Consider the following 19,035-nt stretch of genomic DNA (forward strand, 5'->3'; position numbering starts at 1 on the left):
CATTTCGCGATGACACTTTGCTACCGTCACCGACGCGGATCACCTTCAACCCTCCGGAGTTCCATGGCCGCATGACGCGCATCCGCCTCAAGGCGCTAATGGCAGCCTGGAATCACGCGACCTTTGAAAGGAGAGCTACGTCGCATCTGGCCAAACCATAGCGCCATCGGTGATCGGTTGTGGCAACCCGGCTCTGGTAGAACAGTGAAAGCTGACTGCCATCGATCATCACAGTCGAGTGGCCGTTCTCGCCCGGTTGACCTGGCTCCAACACCGGGCCGATCGAAACGTAAGGGCCGCTGACCTCGTCGGCGATGGCAAAAAACACCCGTTGCCGGTTTCCCCGAAGGCCATTCGGAAGAAAGCAGGTGGCGTTGAGAAGCACCCGGCCGTCCGGCAGCTCGATCAGTTGCGCGCCCTCAATGCCCCATTCGTAGTCGGGATCATCTCTGGTGTTATGGTGGGGAACATCGTTGTGGTCGAGGATTTTGCCGATCCGCTTCCACGGACCGAACCACGAGTCGGACTGGCTACGTGCCAGATAGATGTCGGGCTGAGGCACCCTCGTGAATTTTGGCATAGCCGAATAAACCAGGTAGCGCCCACCTCCAATGACTGCTGGATGCGGATCGTAAATGCCGTCCTCTTCCGTGTCCGGGATGGCCAGAATGGCCGGACTGAGGACTACCCAATGGAACCCGTCGTTGGAAACCGCATGCTCGCAACGGCCACCCGACTTCATGAATTCCGTCTGGATGAACATGTGGAAGACGCCGCACTCGTGGGTCACACCGGGAGCCGCAACACCAGTACCGTTGATTGGAAGTTCGATCGGCTCATGCTCGGCCCACGGCCCATAAAGATCGGGCGCCGTGGCATGCAAGATTCTCCACGTCTCGGTGGTGACCGTGCCGCTTGACCCGAAGACGTGCCAGACACGGCCATCGAAGACAGGACACGGGTCCTTGAGATCATCCACGCTTTGCGGATGAAACAGTGGAAAAACGTTGGTTTCAAAGTTGATGTTCATGTCAGCCCCGGAATTCGCCTCGGCAGTCGGAGACGCGCAGAGATACAGGCGAATCATTGATGTTAGGCACATTCTATAGCCAACGAGTTCAACGCAAATACGGCAATGCCGCTGTCCACCAGCATTCCTCGTTGAACCACGCTTTCAGTGGCGGCCGGGTTCCGACAGCCGCCCTTACCTCCGCAACCAGATCCCGCTTCGTGCGTGGACCAAGCGGGCGACTGGGCCTTCTTCATTTCAGTTGGAACAACTCACCTGATCGAAAGTTAGGAGCTGGAACTAAGTAGTTCTCTCCATTCGCGATTAACAAATGTTAATCGTAACATAAATAGTGTCACAGAGGGAGTATGTCAATGGAAGCGGCCTTTGGCGGGGTAACCGGCAGTCAATATGTTCGTCGCGAAAATATACTGGTTTGCTTCTCCCACTTACGATGGAATTTTGTTCACCAGCGTCCGCAGCATCTCCTCACTCTCGCATCCGCTCAGCAGAGAGTGGTCTACTTTGAAGAACCCGTTTTCGAAGAATTGCCGCAGCCGCTGATGCGGACGAGCGTGGCATCGGAAAACATTCTGATTGTCACACCAGTGCTGCCGCTTGGCACGTCGGCCGCGAAAGCAGATGCCGTCCAGCGGAGATTTGTGCAGCAGACCATCGCTTCTATGCCGCATAGCCGGCTGATCGCCTGGTACTACACCCCAATGGCTCTCCGCTTTACGGAATTCCTCGACCCAGACATATGCGTCTATGACTGCATGGACGAACTCTCTGCGTTCAGGAATGCGCCCCCCGAGCTGGGCCAGATGGAAAAGGCGCTTCTGCGCCGCGCGGATCTGGTTTTCACCGGTGGTCTAAGCTTGTTCGAGACCAAGCGTCACCTCCATCCCGCCATCTTTCCATTTCCGAGCAGCATCGATGTGAGGCACTTTCACACCGCAAGACAGCCAGGAAGGGACCCAGCCGACCAGGCGGGCATTCCTTCCCCGAGGGTTGGATATTTCGGCGTCATCGACGAGCGGCTGGACGTCGATCTCGTGGCGCTAGCGGCAAAGACAATGCCGGACGTGCATTTCGTCATGCTCGGTCCGGTTGTCAAGATCGACCCTGCAAGCCTGCCGCAAGCCGAAAACCTTCATTGGCTTGGGCCGAAAGCCTACTGCGATCTGCCCGACTATTTGCGCCATTGGGACGCCGGATGGATGCCGTTTGCCCTCAACGAGGCGACGCGTTTCATCAGCCCGACCAAGACGCCGGAATTTCTCGCGGCGGGTCTGCCGGTGATCTCGACGGCAATCGTCGACGTGGTTCGCAGTTACGGTGCTGCCGGGCTGGTGGAAATCGCCGACTGTGACGATCTGGAAATCAAGCTGCGCTCCGTTCTTTCGCGACCGCGTCAGATGCTCCTGCAGCAAGTCGATGCCTACCTTGCGGACATGTCCTGGGAACGGACATGGAATGCCATGGCAGCTCACATTGAGCGCGCCTATCAACGCAAGAAGGTCGTGCCCCTTCGCAGGAGTGCATAGCCATGTTCGATTGGCTGATCGTCGGCGCGGGTTTCGCCGGCAGTGTGCTTGCCGAAAGGATAGCGTCGCAGCGTCAGGAAAGCGTTTTGCTGATCGATCGCCGCAGCCATGTGGGAGGCAACGCCTACGACTGCTACAATGAAGCCGGCATCCTCATTCATCGCTACGGCCCGCACATCTTCCACACCAACAGCCAAACGATCGTGGACCACCTTTCCCAGTTCACGCAATGGCGGCCGTACGAGCACAGGGTGTTGGCGGCCGTGGACGGGCAACTCGTTCCCATCCCGATCAATCTCGACACCATCAACCGGCTTTACGGGCTAGACCTGACCTCGGCACAGCTGGAGGATTTCTTCGCGTCGCGACGCGAAACGGTGGAGGACGTCCGAACGGCTGAGGACGTCGTCGTCAGCACCGTGGGGCGCGAGCTCTATGAAAAATTCTTCCGCGGCTACACAAGAAAGCAATGGGGCGTCGATCCCAGTCAGCTGAGCAAATCCGTGACGGCACGAGTGCCGACCAGGACCAACCGTGACGACCGCTATTTCAGCGACAGCTTCCAGAAAATGCCGGCCGGCGGGTACACGCGGATGTTCGAACGCATGCTCGATCATCCGAACATCAAGATCATGCTGCAGACCGACTTCCGTGAAATTCGTGAGAAGATACCGTTCAGGCGCATGGTTTATACCGGCCCGATCGATGAATATTTCGGCTGGCAGCTCGGGCACCTTCCGTACCGTTCGCTTCGTTTCGAGCACGTTACACTGGATTGCGAGCAATTTCAGCCGGTTGCCGTGGTCAATTATCCCCAGACGGAAGATTACACGCGCATTACCGAGTACAAACATCTGACCGGCCAGCAGAGTTCGCGGACCAGCCTGACCTACGAATACCCCACGGACATCGGGGACCCGTACTATCCCGTGCCCCGGCCCGAAAACGAAGTGCTCTACAAGCGCTATGAAGCGCTCGCGGCAAGCTGCCCAGACGTCTGGTTTGTCGGTCGGCTTGCAACTTACCGCTATTACAACATGGACCAGGTAGTCGGACAGGCTCTGGCCACTTTCTCGCGCATCCAAAAAAGCCTCCCGGCCTGGGCGCGCACGGACGAGCCGTTGTTGGCCGAGCCGAGAAGATAGTTTCTTTCAAGACGGAAGATCGGGCGGGTATCAGAAGGAGAAACTCGATGGATACAAACTTCAACTCGGAAAGCCGTGAGATATTTATCGTCGGCTTGCGCAACGCGCACGCCATGGAAAATCAAGCGCTGTCGATCATGAAGCCTCAGGTCGAGCGTATAGAGAACTATCCGGAGGTGGCCGATCGCTTGCGCCGGCACATTCAGGAAACCGAAGGCCAGATCACGAGACTCGAGTCCGTCCTGGAGGGCCTTGGCGAGGAGCACTCCACCCTCAAGGACACCGCCTTGTCGATGGTTGGCAGCGTGGCCGCCATTGGACATTCGATGGCCGGCGACGAGATCATCAAGAACAGCCTGGCGAATTTCGCATTCGAGAACTACGAGATTGCTGCCTACAATTCGCTGCTGGTACTGGCCGACGCCGGGGGCTTCCAGGATGCTGAAAGGGCCCTCAAGCAGAACCTGAACGAAGAGGAAGCCATGGCCAACTGGCTCAAGGAAAATCTGAGCGACGTTACCATGCGGTATGCCAGGTTGCGCGAGGCCGGGGCGACTGCAAAAAGCTGATGCACCGCACCGGCGCGGGCGGCGTTTCGAAACAGACGCTCGCCCGCCCCTCCCTCGTTTGAGGCCTCTTCAAGGCGTCGTGTCCGCCACGAGAAGAGCTTGCTGACGGGCCAGTTCATCTGCTGTGGGTTTGCGCAGGTGTCGCCTGCCATCAGCCTGGATGACGGAAAACAAACCAACCTCGGCGTGTCGCGAATTGTCCCAGCCCGGGTAGGCCGTTATCGGGTACAGGCAAATACCCTCGATCGGCGCTCCGAGACTGATTGCGGAACGCACCTCGTCGCAGACATAGTGGAGCCAAGCCGGCCCGCCGGATCCCTCGGAACCGGTCTCCGCAATGAACATCGGCTTACCGTAGCGGTGGGCAACTTCTAGCAACATTTCTGACAGGGCGCGGTACTCGTGGTGTCCCATCGGAATCGTCGGCCCGTTTACGTACCATTGATTGTGCGGATAAAAATTCAAGCCCACGACATCGACAACATCTTCGCTCCCGCCCAACTCAGGTTCGACGCGGCCCAGCAACATGTCGTAAGCTTCGAACTGCCCCTGTCGGGCGTTTTCGGCCCGGCGCCGTTCGCTGCGGGTCCGGTCACGAGGGGCGATATGGATAAGCGGCTCGGCCCACACAAATCTGCAGGCGGGGTCGATCTCCCGCATTGCACGAACACCCGCGATGGCGGCCTTCACGAGGTGCCGCTTGAACCATCCACGTTTGTTCGGCCCCACGCGCGGGAAATAGCCGACCTCGACAGCCCATGCGAAAAAGGAGATTTCGTTGATGGGACACAACAGAGGCGATGTTCCGGTGATCGAACGGTGTACCTTGACGGCTTCTGCCGCGAACGAGGCATAGGCGTCGATGAAATGCAGCGAGCCCTGATCGACATGGTCCGGAGATCCGTAGTGAAAGATGTCCCAGATTACCTGAACACCTGCCGATCGGGCTGCCTCCACCATTGGCGCCCAACTTGACCAGTCATAGGTTCCGGGAGCGGTTTCGATCAAATGCCAACGCAGGCCGTCGCGGATCGTGCGAAGGCCGAGTTCGGCGCAGCCGCGGTAGTCGCCCAGGGCATGCAAATTATGCGAGGTCGCACGAATAAGATCGAGGCGAACGCCGTCCTTGCGCCGGTGCGAGGAGCATTCAAAGCCTGCCATGAAAAAACTGGCGAAGCGCGAAGCTTCCGGAACCGAGGCCTCCGTCTGGCGTCCCACTTCGCTCATTTTTCGAAGTCTCCTTTGGGCAATCGGCTTCGAACTCGGCCGCCTTGTCCGGACCGGGAACCGCGTTGGCGAAATACCGAATTCGGTCGGGCGCGCCCCATGTTCGTTGCTCAGTCCAGCTCGTCCTTGCGTGGCCGGGTAGTGCCGAACCCATTGGTAGAGCCTTTGTTCCGGTGGTGAACTGTCCGGGCGCCGCGTGCAAATGAGGAACAAGGAGGCCCGTCCCAAGTTCGGGGCGATGTACAGCCGCCGTCATCCACTCGAGCGGCTGCTCGGCAACAACAGAGGCATGGGATCACATGACCGTTCAGATTCGACTTTCCGAGATCGACCACGCCAGGCGCGAGGATCGTGGCGACGGCGCTTGGAGCATCGCACCGGACCTGGGTTACTTGCGGCTAGCAATCGTCAATGTCGTGTTCTTCGGCGAACCGGGCAGCGGAGATCGGAACTGGGTGCTGATCGATACCGGGTTGCCGACGTCTCGCAGCAGCATTCTAGCGGCCGCGGAAAAGCGGTTCGGCGTCAACGCACGGCCGGCTGCAATCATCCTGACCCATGGCCATTTCGACCATGTGGGAACGGTTCTAGAACTCGCAAATGGCTGGGACGTGCCTGTCTTCGCCCATCCACTCGAGCACCCCTATTTGGACGGCACCACATCCTATCCGCCACCGGATCCCTGGGTTGGGGGTGGACTGATGGCGCTGCTTTCACCGCTTTTTCCACGCGGGCCAATCGATCTTGGCAGCCGTTTGCAACCCTTGCCCGCCGATGGATCGATCCCCGGAATGCCCGGATGGCAATGGCTGCACACACCCGGACATGCCCCTGGGCATATCTCGCTCTGGCGCGAGCAAGACCGCTCGCTCATCGTAGGAGACGCTTTCATCACCACCGGTCAGGAGTCGGTCTATGAAGTCGCCATTCAGGATCTCGAGATGCACGGTCCGCCGCGCTATTTCACGCCAGACTGGGATGCAGCGGAAAGGTCCGTGAAGCATCTGGCTGCCTTGGGCCCCCAGATGGTCATCAGTGGGCACGGCGCGGCTGCTGCGGGAGTGGGCATGCGTCAGGCTCTCGACAACCTGGCTGAGCGGTTCAGGGTATTCGCCGTCCCGCCGAAATTGAAATTCGTGCGCGAGCCAGCGTCGCCGATAGCTAGGCCAATCGAGCCGCCATCGTTCTGAAATTATGGTCGGATTGGCCAACGCGGGACCATCGGACAGAGTAACTCGGTCCAGCGGAACAAACCCCTCCGGCGACAGTTGGGGCACTCGCTCAGGGGGCGACACCCTGCGAAGTGCCGCGAGGTTCCGCGCCATGGGGAGGCTCAGATGGAAACCCGATGAACGCATGCTTCTAACGCGCGTTCCCGCAAAGAGAGATTGCAGAACCGGTGTTGTTGCCATCCAGCCCTAAGTTGACACGCCAACTGCTCTGGATCCTCGGAGGCGCATTCTTGCCCGGTTGCGCGGGGGGAGTGCTCGATCCCCAAGGACCAATTGGCGTCGGCAATCGCACGATCCTTTTGAACTCGCTGGCGGTGATGCTGGTGATCGTTGTTCCCACGCTTGTTGCACTTCTGGCATTCGCCTGGAAGTTCCGCGCCTCGAACAGCAACGCCCGCTATAACCCGGAGTTCACCTATTCGGGACGCGTGGAGTTGATCGTCTGGTCGATCCCGACGCTCACCATCCTGTTCATTGGCGGGCTGATCTACTACGGATCGTATCAACTCGATCCGCGCAAACCGATCCCTTCTAGCCAGCCGCCGCTCGACATTCAGGTGGTGGCGCTCGACTGGAAATGGCTGTTCCTCTATCCCGAGCAGGGCGTGGGTGCTGTCAATCAACTGGTTATCCCCGCCGGTGTTCCAGTGCGTTTCAAGTTGACCTCGGCCAGCGTGATGAACACGTTCTTCGTGCCCCAGCTTGGCAGCATGGTCTACGTCATGAACGGCATGCAGACCGAATTGCATCTGCAGGCCGACCGCGAGGGCAGCTTTTTCGGCCAGTCGGCGCACTTCAGCGGCGACGGCTTCTCGGATATGAATTTCAGTGTGAGCGCGGTTTCAGCCGATGCCTTCACCCGCTGGGCGTCATCGCTGCGTGGCGGGGGCGGCGTGCTGAATGCCAACGCCTATCGCGAACTCGCCCGGCAAAGCACAAATGTGGCGCCGGCTTCCTTCGGTCATGTCCAGCCTGGGCTGTTCGAAGCGGTCGTTCAGCAGACGCTCGCACCGGGTCCGGGGCCTGCTGAGAGCGCAGCCAGCGGCGAGCCACAGGTGAGCCCAAGGGCATTACCCGCGGCGGCGGCAACGATGACCCATCATCCACAAGGCGCAGAATGACGATGCTGGGCAAGCTCGACTGGTCGGCCGTTCCTTTCGATCAACCCATCCCCCTCGGCGCAGCCCTTGGCGTCTTTCTGGCAGCAGCCGCCGTGCTTGGCTGGATAACGGTGAAGGGCTACTGGCCATATCTGTGGAGCGAGTGGATAAGCTCGGTCGACCACAAGCGCATCGGCGTGATGTACATTGTGCTGGCGATGCTCATGCTTCTTCGTGGTTTTATCGATGCTATCATGATGCGCACACAACAGGTGCTGGCGATTCACGGGCCGGGCTACCTCCCGCCGGAGCATTACGACCAGATCTTTTCCGCGCACGGCACGATCATGATCTTCTTCGCCGCGATGCCGTTCATGATCGGCCTGATGAATTTCGTCGTGCCGCTGCAGCTTGGCGTACGCGATGTCGCTTTTCCGACGCTCAATTCCGTCAGCTTCTGGCTGACGGCTTCCGGAGCCCTGCTGGTCAACATCTCGCTTGTGGTCGGTGAGTTCGCGCGCACCGGCTGGCTGCCCTATGCCCCTTTGTCGGAAACCACCTACTCGCCGGGCGTCGGTGTCGATTATTATCTGTGGGCGATCCAGATCTCCGGCGTCGGCACGCTGCTCACCGGTGTCAACCTGGTGACGACCATCCTCAAGATGCGGGCGCCGGGAATGGGCTATCTGCGAATGCCGATGTTCTGCTGGACCTCGCTCGCGTCCAACCTGCTCATTGTCGCAGCCTTCCCGATCCTTACCGCCACGCTCGCAATGCTGACGCTGGACCGGTATCTCGGCTTCCACTTCTTCACCAACGAAGCCGGTGGAAATCAGATGATGTTCGTCGACCTGATCTGGGCGTGGGGCCATCCCGAAGTATACATCCTGGTGCTTCCCGCCTTCGGAATCTTTTCCGAGATTTTCTCGACTTTTTCATCGAAGCCGCTGTTCGGATACCGTTCGATGGTCGCGGCCACGATGTTCATCTGCATCGTCTCGTTCATGGTCTGGCTGCATCACTTCTTCACCATGGGTGCCGGAGCGGACGTTAATGCCGCCTTCGGCATCGCCACGTCGGTCATTGCCGTGGGAACCGGTGTGAAAATCTACAACTGGCTCTTCACCATGTATGGCGGGCGCGTTCGTTTCGACACGCCGATGCTTTGGGCACTGGCTTTCGTGACCACCTTCACCGTCGGCGGCATGACTGGCGTCCTGCTTGCCGTCCCGCCGGCCGACTTCGTGCTACACAATTCCCTTTTCCTCGTCGCGCATTTCCATAACGTCATCATCTCGGGCGTGTTGTTTGGAGCATTCGCCGGCTTCACCTACTGGTTCCCCAAGGCGTTCGGCTTCCGTTTGCACGAAGGCTGGGGAAAGGCGGCATTTTGGGTCACCTTGGCCGGCTACATGCTGGTCTTCGTACCGCTCTATATCGTCGGTCTGCTCGGCATGACGCGGCGCCTGCAACATATCGATATGGACCTTTGGGCACCGTGGCTGGTGGTGGCCGCTTTCGGCGTGGTGGTGATGATCGCCGGCGCGGCGCTGCAGATCACACAGCTTTTCGTTTCGATCCGGCATCGCGACAAGTTTCGCGACGAAACCGGCGACCCGTGGGACGGGCGTTCGCTGGAGTGGTCGACATCTTCCCCTCCTCCTGTCTTCAATTATGCACGGCTGCCTCACGTGGAAGACGAAGAGCCCTACTGGAGCATCAAGCAACGAGGGATCGAACAGAGCTCGGACGAGGAAAAGGCATATGAGCCGATCGAGATGCCTCGCAACAGCCCGACTGGCTTCGTCACCGCCTTCTTCAGCACACTGATCGGCTTCGCGCTGATCTGGCATATATGGTGGCTGGCGATCGTCGGCTTCATCGGCGCCTACGCAACCTTCGTCGTATTCGCCTGGCGCGATCATGGAGACTACGAGATCCCTGTCGACGAGGTCGCCCGCATCGACCATGACCACAAGGCAGCCCAGTTTGCCCGGCTGCGCGGGTGGGAGCGCCCGGCATGAGCGATCACGCATTCTCCGGCGACATCAGCGCCGGCACCCAGGCACGGGACCCGTATCGGCTTAATCACACCGGTCGGCATGCGGTGCGCTCTGCGACGGGCCACGGAGAAGGCGGCCCGGCCTCAAAGTTCGTCACGGTGACCTACGGCTTCTGGATCTTTCTCCTGTCCGACATCATCATGTTCTCGGCATTTTTCGCCGCCTACGCCGTGCTCGCCAAGGCAACCGCCGGCGGACCGACAGGCAAGGATCTGTTCGAACCGACACGGGTTGCGGTCCAGACGGGCCTTCTGCTCACTTCGAGCTTCACCGGCGGCGTGGCAACACTCGCCACCCGTCGCAGATCAATGGCTGCCACGCAGTTCTGGCTTCTCGTCACGGGGTTGCTCGGGGCAGCGTTCCTGTTCCTGGAACTACAGGAGTTCGCGGCAATGATCGGCGAGCAGGCAGGCCCCTCGCGCAGCGCATTTCTTTCTGCCTTCTTTGCGCTCGTTGGCTGCCACGGTGCCCACGTCGGTCTCGGCCTGCTCTGGCTGGGAACGATGATGGCGCAGCTGTGGGTCAAGGGCTTTCGGCCCGACATCTTGCGGCGGCTCCACTGCTTCGGGCTCTTCTGGCACGCCCTCGACATCATCTGGGTTGCCATCTTCACCCTGGTCTATCTGCTGGGAGCATCGTCATGACCGAGTTCGAGAGCAAGACCGGCGAGTTGCAGGACCGCCGCGATTCAGCGCCGGGCGAGGAACACATAAGCGAGCACGAAACGGCTGGGGGCCTCTCGGGCTATGTGCTCGGCTTCGGGCTGGCCATCCTGCTCACGATCGCGTCATTCCTGGCGGCGCGAACCGATCTGATTTACCAGCCCGCGGTCATCTCGGCCCTGGTGGTGCTCGCTGTTGCGCAGATGGGCGTGCATCTTGTCTTCTTTCTGCACCTGACCACCGGGCCGGACAACACCAACAACATCCTGGCGCTGGCCTTCGGCGTGCTGATCGTCGCGCTGGTGGTTCTGGGCTCTATCTGGATCATGGCCCATCTGAATGAAAACATGGCTGCCATGACACCCCATCAAGCCGGAACCATGCCTTGAACGCTACCCGCGAACGCACGGCCGCCCGCAGCGCCATTCGCACCGATGGCCCCAGGAGACAAAAGGCTCGTCAGATCTCGTGCTTTGGCTGGGCTGCGCGTAGGGCATCAAGCGCTAAGCGAACCGCATCGATGCCTGAGACGCTGGGCTGGATCGGCCTGAAAATCAGGCGGCCGTTCCGGTAGTCCAGGCCCAACGCCTTGCTGTTCCGCCATTGGGACGCGGACGGCTTGTTCCGAGGGGTGATCGCGATGGCCTCGGGACCCACATCGACTTTGCCGACGCCCAATTCCGACGCTGCTATTCGCAACCTGGTAAATTCCAGCAAAAGGGCTACTTCGCCAGGCATGTCTCCAAAGCGGTCCTCGAGCTCTTCGCTGAATGTATCGAGGTCCGGCTCCGAACGGATGCGGGAGAGCCGCGCATAGAGGCCAACGCGCACCGTAGGCTCGTCGACATAGCTCTCGGGAAAAGCCCCCTTTCCCGAGCCATTGATCTCGGCAAGTTGCTTGCTGAAGTCGGCCCCTCCGCCAGCCGCCGAGACCGCCCGCTCCAGCAAGTGCTCGTACAAGCCCACTCCGATCAGCTTCATATGCCCGGCCTGGTCTTCGCCGAAAAGATCTCCGGCGCCACGCAGGTCGAGGTCTCTTTGACTGATTGCCAGGCCGGAGCCGAGCCGATCGAGCGCAAGCATCGTCGAAAGCCGGGCCTTGGTGCCTTCGGCCAGTTCAACGCCAGGTTGGGTCAGAAGAAACGCTACGGCCTGCACCGCCCCCCTTCCGACCCGGCCCCGCAACTGGTGCAACTGCGCCAGACCGAACCGGTCGGGGCGCCAAACGATGATGGTGTTGGCCCGCGGCACATCGAGGCCGCTCTCGATGATGTCGGTGCTCAACAAAATGTCGCCATCACCGTCGGCGAATCCGACCATGACTTCGTCCAGCTGTCTCCCCTTCATTTCACCATGCGCCGTCTTGACCCCGAGTTCCGGCACCAGTCTGTTCAGCTGGTCACAGGCCGGGGCAATATCCTCGATACGCGGGACCACGAAGAAGCTCTGTCCACCCCGGTGAAATTCACGCAGGAGGGCCGCGCGCACCGATGCTGGATCGAACGCTGCCAAGATCGTGCGAACGGGACGTCTTTTGGCGGGCGGAGAGTTTAGAACGCTGACGTCCTGGATGCCTGACAACGCCGATTGCAGCGTCCGGGGTATCGGTGTGGCGCTCATGCTCAGCGTATGGAGGCGAGGCGCCATGGTCCGCAGGGCCCGCTTCAACTTGACCCCGAACCGGTGCTCCTCGTCGATCACCAGCAGTCCAAGATTGGCGAAGGTGACGCTCCTGGACGCCAGGGCCTGAGTACCCACAACGACCGCAACTTGGCCGCTCCGCAGACCCTCTTTTGCCGCTCTCGCGTCCGCTGCCCCGACCATTCTTGAAAGGTGGGCGACCTGCAGCCCGGTTCCTGCGAAGCGGCGGCTGAACGTCTCATAGTGCTGTCGTGCCAACACCGTTGTCGGCGCTATGATAGCAACCTGTTTCCCGCAGAAAGCCGCGGCGGCGCAAGCACGCAGGGCGACCTCTGTCTTGCCGAAGCCGACATCGCCGCAGACGAGCCGGTTCATTGTTCTTCCCGACGAAAGATCATCGAGCACAGCGCGGATGGCGGCCGCTTGGTCGGGCGTCTCCGTATAGGGAAATCTCGCCGCAAAACGGGCCAAGTCCGTGCGGGAGGGCTTTATGATCTCGGCAGGCTGGCTGGACCTGATTTTGGCAAGACTCAAGAGGCGTTTGGCCAGCCTGTCGATCTCGCGCAACGCAGCTTCGCGTCGCTTCGGCCAGCCCTCGCCTTTGAGGCGATCAAGCGACACTGCCTCCGGTTCCGAGCCGTAGCGCCATATTCGTCCAAAGTCGTCGACCGGAACCAGCAAGGAAGCCCCGCCATGATATTCCAGTCTGACGACATCCTGTTGCTGGCCAGCCAACTCGACCTGTTCGACCGCGGCGAGCACGCCCAGGCCATGGTCTTCATGGACGACGACATCGCCAATGCGCAACTCGGGTTCGAGTATGCCCGTGGTCGCGCTCCCGCTCGCCTTTAACGCGGGCCCAAACAGGTCGGATGCGGCCACCACGGCGATATTGGATTGCGCGTCGACAAACCCTTCGTCGAGGACGAATTCAGCCTTGAGAACAGAGCCCCTCGCGGCCGAAAGGATTTGCGGCAAGTCGGCCGCTTCCTCTGCCCGCCGGCCTAGTCTCCTATCGAGCAGGCGATCTGCTCGCTGCAGTTCAGAGGCATCGCCGGTGAACACTACTCTGACTCCGGCACTCGTCTGCCCTCTGATGAATTCCGCGAAATCATACCCGGGTCGGGCCTGGCGGAAGAATTTGGGAACTCCCACGGCAGAAACGGCTAGTCTCACGCAGCAGCGGTTAAGCAGAGCAGCGTCCCACTCTTCACGGGATAGGTAAAATCGTCCCGGCAAAGGTTTTTTCGTTCCGGCTGCCTCCTGCCTGGCACGACGTGCATCCTCGACCAGATCCAGAATTCTGCCGAGCGGCTGCCCGTCGGTCCCTTCAAGGAAGGAGATCGAAGCGCTGGAAGCCGCATCGAAGACGGATGGCATAGCGCCATACGATGCGACCAGGCGCTCCTCCATCGACGTCGCGCGCATCGCTGTCAACTCAGGATGCTCACCAGCTTTAAAGATCAGCTCGGATGCCGGTCCGACCGTAATCGAGTCTCGAACCTGATCGCTGAGCTGACTGAGCGGGTCGTAGGTCTTGAGCTGGCGGATGCAGGCATCGGGACCAACGATGATGCGAACGGGGCCGTCCGCGCCAGCAGGAAAAATATCGATGGGATCGCCCCGAAAGGCTATCTCACCCGGTTCGTCGACCCTCTCGTCGACGACATAGCCAATTGCTTCGGACCTGGTTCTGAAATCGTCACGGTCGAGCTTTTGTCCCACCTCCAGAATTGTGAAACCGGCAGCGATGACCGGAGCAGGCGGCACCCGCTGCAGAATGGCTTCGAGCGACATTACAGCGATGCGCGGGCGATCCGGCTTCGTTGCGATCTCACGCAACGCGCGAAGCCTTCGCCCCATATTGGCGCGTGTGGGCCATACCCTGTCGTAGGGCAGACAATCCCAGGACGGCAGCAAGATGATATCCGCGTCAGGCAGGAACTGACGCAAGGCGCCGGCGATCTCCTCGGCACTGCGTTCCGAGGGAGCTATATGGATGATGTGCTTGTCCCGACTGGTCTCCAGGCCACGGGCCAGCGCTACCGCGATTGCTGAGGATGGCGGTCCGCCGTGCCCTATCGCAAACCCGCTGTCATCCGTGTGATCGATTTGTTCGACATCCGTCCGCGAAATATGCCTGTTCACTGAAATCTCACCTTGCCACTGAGACAACGTCAGCGGAGCCACCCCGTTCCTGGCGGCGCATCAAAGAGTTCCAGGACGGGCTGCGGGTGCAGCCCTTGAAATGGGCGGAGCGACAGGGTCAAAGCTGCGCCGTGATCGGCGAACTCCTGGGGCTGGCTGCCCAGCGGGAAAATTTCTAACCGAGCCTATGTCATAGGTTAATGCATTGCTGCCTTGCTCACCTATGGCTGTCTTAAAAACTGGTGCTTCGATCATTCCGGGATCTTCAACCACGCTCGACGCTGGCAAAACGCTCCAGGCATGGGACCATGCCGCACGGCGGCGCCTTCTGCCGCCGCGCACATGTCCCCATGCCAGTCGGAACTTTTGGCGCGGATAATAGTTCGATCACCAACATCAGCCAGGTAGTCAATTTGTTCCCCACCTCATCCTCGGATGTACTCATTCGCAAGCTTCAGACCATCTCGGATCTTCGAGAGGCCGACATCGGCGTTCTGAAAGGCATTCCGATCCAGGAGAAGGAATATTTGGCCAACCACGATCTGGTGCGTGAGGGCGACCGTCCTGTTTACTCGTTTATCGTTCTTGATGGCTTGGTCGGTTCCACCAAACATACGGGCGAAGGAAAGCGACAAATCACATCATTCTTCGTCGCCGGCGACATTCCTGATCTGCATGGGCTGCATCTGTCGGTCATGGATTGTAACTTCTCGACCCTTACGCCGGCGCGAATAGGTTTCATGCGGCATGACACTCTGCGCGCCGTTTGCGACCAGCACCCTCGCATCGCCACCGCTTTTTGGCGGTCGACGTTAATAGATGCCGCGATTTACAGGGAGTGGGTCATCAATGTGGGAAGACGCGAGGCATACACCCGCATGGCTCACATCCTGTGCGAACTGATTTTTCGCTTGCGCTCCATGGGGCGCATTGAGGATCACGTGGCGGATATCCCCATTACACAGGCGGCCCTTGGCGATGCACTGGGTTTGTCCACGGTCCACGTCAACCGGATGCTCCAGGAACTACGACGCAGAGGCCTCATTGCCACCTCGGGATCAAAAGTTCACGCACTGGACTGGGCTGGCCTCACTCACGCAGGAGATTTCGACACGACCTACCTGCACCAAAGGAACCCCGCAGATTAGCAGTGACGGAAGCTCTCCGATGGCACGATTTTTCTTCGACAGCGGCGATGGCGATCTCATCTTCGAGGACGAAATAGGTGTCGAATGCGCTGGCCTCGAGGAGGTCCGCCGCGCGGGATTCGAGGGCCTTGTCGACCTCACGAGAGAGTCACTGAAGAGCGTCGACGGGCAGCAATTGTTTATCGAAGTGCGCGATGAAAATGGCGCCAAGATTTTGCGGCTGAGCCTCTCGCTTCGGGTAAAATCGAACGTATAAATTTGCACTCTACGCGCAGCGTTAGGCGAGCGGACTGGGACTGCAAACATCCACTGGCGTGTCGTGTCTCAAAACCAGGGCCACTTTTGAGCGACATGCATTAACCCATAGATTGTGCCTCGATTTGTGTACAGGACGGGGAACCATCAAAGAGCCGCCGAGTTCGTCCAACGGACAAGCTCGGAATCTAACATGGAAGAAATCGGCAAGGCACAACAAAAGGTCATAGCCCGCCTCATACGGGAGTGGATTTCATCGGACGCCAATCGTCGCCAGCTTCGCCAGTTGCTGGATCTGCCGACAGACGCGGACATGCCCAGCGAGCATCGATCATTGCTTGACGAACTCGACCGAAAGCTCAACCAATGAGCGCCTCTGCTTTCGGGAGGGCTTCCGAGTGTATGCGAGCCGGTGGCGAGGGAAAGGAGCTGAGGTCGACATCTGGTTGAGGCCGCCGACATTTGACCCAAGCAGACGCGAACGCTTTACGCCGGACGGCGCCGATCGGCCGAAGAAAGAATGTTCGGTGGTTTCGTGGAGCCGGGGTCCGATTCCTAGAGGTGAGTTTCTGCACCTTGCTGCGCGTTTAAAAGTTGAGAAACGGCAGTTATGATCTGCGGCAGAAAAAAGGGCTTGGTGATCATTATGCTGTTGGGCACACCTTCCGCTCCCCAGTGTACCGCGCTGTCGCCACTGATATAGACAACCGGGATGGTCGAGTTGGACCTTCGCAAGTGCCGAGCGACCTCCCACCCCGACTGTCCTGCTCCCAGACGGATGTCCGTGAGCACGGCCTTGAACTTGGTCGGATCGGGGTCGAAAGCCGCCAGCGCCTCGGCGGCACTCCGAGTGCCGACGACCTGGAAGCCGGCCTCCTCCAAAGCTGACTCGAGGTCGAGCAGGATCATTGTCTCATCTTCGACGATCAGAACAGCACCTTCGCTCATCCGGAATCTCCCCAAGCCGCCACCGCTAATACGAGTTCGGCGTCAACTTGGTTCCATCTGACGCGCAGCAGCCTGTTGGTATCGAAGCTCTACGCTGCCTCGATTGCGCGGCGGACTTGTGACGTCGGGAAGCCACCCTGGAAAAGGCCGACACCGGCTTAGCTGCTTCGACAGCCTTGGACAATGAGGCTGAATTACAGGTTGTAGCCGACGCTTAACCGTTGCCAACGAGGTCGCTTTAATCAAGCGTTCTCCTGATCTCCAGAAGCTTGCTGGATCTGCGTCATCACCTTTTGGGGATCCACATTCTCGGCGAGTTCCGGCAGCTCTTTGTCGGCCGGGGTCGAGATATTCAGACGCGCCGTCAAGGCAGCCACCATCTCGATCAGCCGCGTGGTTTCATGTTCGTTCAGAAGGCTGATCTGCAAATCCAGTTCGGCTCGCCGCTCGCTGTGTGCGGCCATTCTGTTCTGATTGATCAGCACAAAGGTAGACAGGAAGATTGCCTCAACCGAGGCGACCATGGCCAGGATCACGAAAGTCGGGTCCCAAGCTGGGACGGCTGGTATCGCGCCAAGGTTCGCGAGGACCCAGACGACAAGAATTGCAAGGTGCAGATAGACGAAAGTCATGCTTCCCGCGAAGCGCGAAACGGCGCCGGCGACCCACGCTTGAACGCCTTGGTGCTCCTCTTGCTGTCGCCTGTGCTCCACCAGGGCCTGTATGTTCTGGTGGAGCACCGACTGCATGTCGGCTGGACGCTGGTCGCTCATTTGAAAGCCCCGTTTGGAGATCATTCCGTGCAAGCGGCGTCGCTTATCGCCGGTGGCTCCCGCGAGGCCGGATCTGCCTTGAACTCGTCGGCACACGACTTGGGTCGCTGCCCACGGCCCGCTTGGAACAAGGCGTGCCGTCCTGCAATAGTGTGCACCATGCCGACCACTGCTTGGGGGGCGCTCTGATGAACCATGTGGCCGGCGCCCGGAACCACCTCAAGGAGAGACCCACCGACTTCCGAGTGCAAGCGTCGTGCATCGCGTTGCGCGTCGAACAACCGATCCCCGGATCCCGCCATGATGCCGGTGGGCACGGCAATGTCCCTATAGTTGGCCTTTCCCAACAGGGACGCGACCAGCATCGATGCTGTCTCCAGAGAAACCGCCCGCAGTTGGGAAGGGCGGCTGGCGACATCTTTGGCGAGTGCGGCGAACTCGCTGGCGACGATGGCGGGTTTAAAGATCTTCTCCATTGCCCAATGCCAAGCAAGCCTTACAAGCGGCGGCAGCAAGGTGTGACGAAACGCGGTGCCGATCACAGGCAGTGCAGGGAGTGCGGCCAGTGCAAGATCCAGCCGCGGTGGCGGATAGTAATAGCCCGAGACCAGCACGATGCCGACGACCGATTGAGAATGCCTGCGCGCCAATTCGAGGGCGATCCAAGCTCCCCAGGAATGTCCAAGCACGAGGTATTTCTCTATACCCAGCCCGCAGGCCGCGGCATGTATAAGGTCGGCTTGGTCGCGAGCGGACCAACGCCGGCCGCGCGGCCGTGAGCTTCGCCCAAAACCGGGACGATCAAATGCAAGCACCCGGTAGGTCTTTGCCGCCTCATCGAAGATGCCGCTCGACTTGAAATCCTCCGCCATGGATCCATTGCCATGCAGGAGAAGCAGCGGCATGCCGGTTCCGGCTTCGATAAAATGCAGGCGCACACCATAGATCTCCATCACACGTCCGCACGCCCGGCCGGCAATCGCACGTTTGGCGCGGATAGCGTTGTATGCCGCCAGCGCCGCCAACGAGGCCGCGAGCAACCCGGTCGCGAGTTTCGGTCCATCTCTGTCGAACGCCATGCACGTGCCTGTTGGAAACCATCTGCCGACCCCAACTCTCGGGGCGAAAGCTTGTTCCGCCAGACAAGACAACGCTGTACAACCGGCTCAAGCGGCTAAAGTAGGCCTTCTCCATGGAGTTGGGACCGTTAAGCCTGGGCAGCGCTGCTGCCTCCCATTTTCCAATCACCCTGCCAACGTGCGCGCACGGCAATCATCAGCATGGCCGCTTCCGTCATCCCGGTCTGGAAAAGTCTGACCAGCTCTCTCGCGATGGATTCTGCCGCGGTAGTGTCCGACGAAATCTCAAATTCCTGACACAGCGCGTCGAAGACCGACCGAAGCGTTTTCAGGTCGTCTGGATAGAGAGCGTCCGTATTCGTAAGAATGGGTCGGTCAAGCATCAAACGTCTCCAAACGAGTGAAGTGCGGTTCGGGCACCCAGCCAGCGGGACCTCGTCAAGTGCCGCTGGTTTCCCCTTTATCCGCCACAGCGCGCCAAGCTGTCAT

General features: G+C 59.8%; 18 protein-coding genes. 11 read left to right on the top strand and 7 right to left on the bottom strand.

The annotated features are described in order from the left end of the window. Positions 1-112: 112 nt before the first annotated feature. Entirely contained in the window at positions 113-1,030 is a 918-nt protein-coding gene (locus X756_RS154580) for a hypothetical protein (RefSeq protein ID WP_023729505.1), read from the bottom strand. A gap of 353 nt (positions 1,031-1,383) precedes the next feature. On the opposite strand from X756_RS154580, the gene X756_RS154575 reads away from it, so the two are divergent. From X756_RS154575 to X756_RS154565, 3 genes are read left to right on the top strand one after another with little or no spacing between them, the layout of a single operon-like run. Next, positions 1,384-2,556, top strand: coding sequence for a glycosyltransferase (locus X756_RS154575; protein WP_023729506.1), 1,173 nt, complete (start codon positions 1,384-1,386; stop codon positions 2,554-2,556). A 2-nt stretch (positions 2,557-2,558) separates the two neighbouring features. After that, positions 2,559-3,701 (top strand): UDP-galactopyranose mutase, encoded by a 1,143-nt coding sequence (gene glf / locus X756_RS154570; RefSeq protein ID WP_023668033.1) that lies wholly within the window; start codon positions 2,559-2,561, stop codon positions 3,699-3,701. A 47-nt stretch (positions 3,702-3,748) separates the two neighbouring features. After that, positions 3,749-4,270: a ferritin-like domain-containing protein gene (locus X756_RS154565; protein WP_023687824.1), complete on the top strand. Its 522-nt coding sequence runs from the start codon at positions 3,749-3,751 to the stop codon at positions 4,268-4,270. Between the two features lie 69 nt (positions 4,271-4,339). Here X756_RS154565 and X756_RS154560 read toward each other — a convergent pair whose 3' ends face one another. Beyond that, positions 4,340-5,497: a hypothetical protein gene (locus X756_RS154560; protein WP_023691420.1), complete on the bottom strand. Its 1,158-nt coding sequence runs from the start codon at positions 5,495-5,497 to the stop codon at positions 4,340-4,342. A 299-nt stretch (positions 5,498-5,796) separates the two neighbouring features. Between X756_RS154560 and X756_RS154555 the strand changes: the two genes are divergently transcribed. The 5 genes from X756_RS154555 (at position 5,797) to cyoD (ending at position 10,943) form a co-directional block, all read left to right on the top strand. Beyond that, complete coding sequence (locus X756_RS154555; RefSeq protein WP_023729507.1) at positions 5,797-6,687, top strand: MBL fold metallo-hydrolase; 891 nt, start codon at positions 5,797-5,799, stop codon at positions 6,685-6,687. A gap of 197 nt (positions 6,688-6,884) precedes the next feature. Next, entirely contained in the window at positions 6,885-7,850 is a 966-nt protein-coding gene (cyoA, locus tag X756_RS01000000165370) for a ubiquinol oxidase subunit II (RefSeq protein WP_023729508.1), read from the top strand. Between the two features lie 2 nt (positions 7,851-7,852). Further along, positions 7,853-9,853 carry a cytochrome o ubiquinol oxidase subunit I gene (gene cyoB, locus X756_RS154550; protein WP_023729509.1) on the top strand — a complete coding sequence of 667 codons (2,001 nt, stop codon included), beginning with the start codon at positions 7,853-7,855 and terminating at the stop codon, positions 9,851-9,853. Then, complete coding sequence (locus X756_RS154545) at positions 9,850-10,536, top strand: cytochrome (ubi)quinol oxidase subunit III (RefSeq protein WP_023681134.1); 687 nt, start codon at positions 9,850-9,852, stop codon at positions 10,534-10,536. The genes cyoB and X756_RS154545 overlap by 4 nt, the downstream gene beginning before the upstream one ends. Beyond that, positions 10,533-10,943, top strand: coding sequence for a cytochrome o ubiquinol oxidase subunit IV (cyoD, locus tag X756_RS154540; RefSeq protein WP_023668026.1), 411 nt, complete (start codon positions 10,533-10,535; stop codon positions 10,941-10,943). The genes X756_RS154545 and cyoD overlap by 4 nt, the downstream gene beginning before the upstream one ends. A 70-nt stretch (positions 10,944-11,013) precedes the next feature. On the opposite strand, the gene X756_RS154535 is transcribed toward cyoD, so the two are convergent. Continuing rightward, on the bottom strand, positions 11,014-14,343 hold the full coding sequence (locus tag X756_RS154535; RefSeq protein WP_023729510.1) for a DEAD/DEAH box helicase: 3,330 nt from the start codon (positions 14,341-14,343) through the stop codon (positions 11,014-11,016). Between the two features lie 308 nt (positions 14,344-14,651). On the opposite strand from X756_RS154535, the gene X756_RS154530 reads away from it, so the two are divergent. From X756_RS154530 to X756_RS0134050, 3 genes are all read left to right on the top strand, one after another. Next, positions 14,652-15,491: a Crp/Fnr family transcriptional regulator gene (locus X756_RS154530; protein WP_245264476.1), complete on the top strand. Its 840-nt coding sequence runs from the start codon at positions 14,652-14,654 to the stop codon at positions 15,489-15,491. 19 nt (positions 15,492-15,510) lie between these two features. Further along, on the top strand, positions 15,511-15,747 hold the full coding sequence (locus X756_RS154525) for a hypothetical protein (RefSeq protein WP_023668023.1): 237 nt from the start codon (positions 15,511-15,513) through the stop codon (positions 15,745-15,747). A 192-nt stretch (positions 15,748-15,939) separates the two neighbouring features. Further along, on the top strand, positions 15,940-16,116 hold the full coding sequence (locus X756_RS0134050) for a hypothetical protein (RefSeq protein WP_023687819.1): 177 nt from the start codon (positions 15,940-15,942) through the stop codon (positions 16,114-16,116). A 185-nt stretch (positions 16,117-16,301) separates the two neighbouring features. Here X756_RS0134050 and X756_RS154520 read toward each other — a convergent pair whose 3' ends face one another. From X756_RS154520 to X756_RS154505, 4 genes are all read right to left on the bottom strand, one after another. Continuing rightward, positions 16,302-16,694 carry a response regulator gene (locus X756_RS154520; RefSeq protein ID WP_023687818.1) on the bottom strand — a complete coding sequence of 131 codons (393 nt, stop codon included), beginning with the start codon at positions 16,692-16,694 and terminating at the stop codon, positions 16,302-16,304. A gap of 242 nt (positions 16,695-16,936) precedes the next feature. Next, positions 16,937-17,467: a DUF1003 domain-containing protein gene (locus X756_RS154515; RefSeq protein ID WP_023681128.1), complete on the bottom strand. Its 531-nt coding sequence runs from the start codon at positions 17,465-17,467 to the stop codon at positions 16,937-16,939. 20 nt (positions 17,468-17,487) lie between these two features. Then, positions 17,488-18,546, bottom strand: coding sequence for an alpha/beta hydrolase (locus X756_RS154510; protein WP_023729512.1), 1,059 nt, complete (start codon positions 18,544-18,546; stop codon positions 17,488-17,490). Positions 18,547-18,674: 128 nt separating this feature from the next. Next, complete coding sequence (locus X756_RS154505) at positions 18,675-18,929, bottom strand: hypothetical protein (RefSeq protein ID WP_023668018.1); 255 nt, start codon at positions 18,927-18,929, stop codon at positions 18,675-18,677. Positions 18,930-19,035: the final 106 nt, after the last annotated feature.

It is taken from the genome of Mesorhizobium sp. LNJC405B00, assembly GCF_000502615.1.
Taxonomy (GTDB): Bacteria; Pseudomonadota; Alphaproteobacteria; order Rhizobiales; family Rhizobiaceae; genus Mesorhizobium.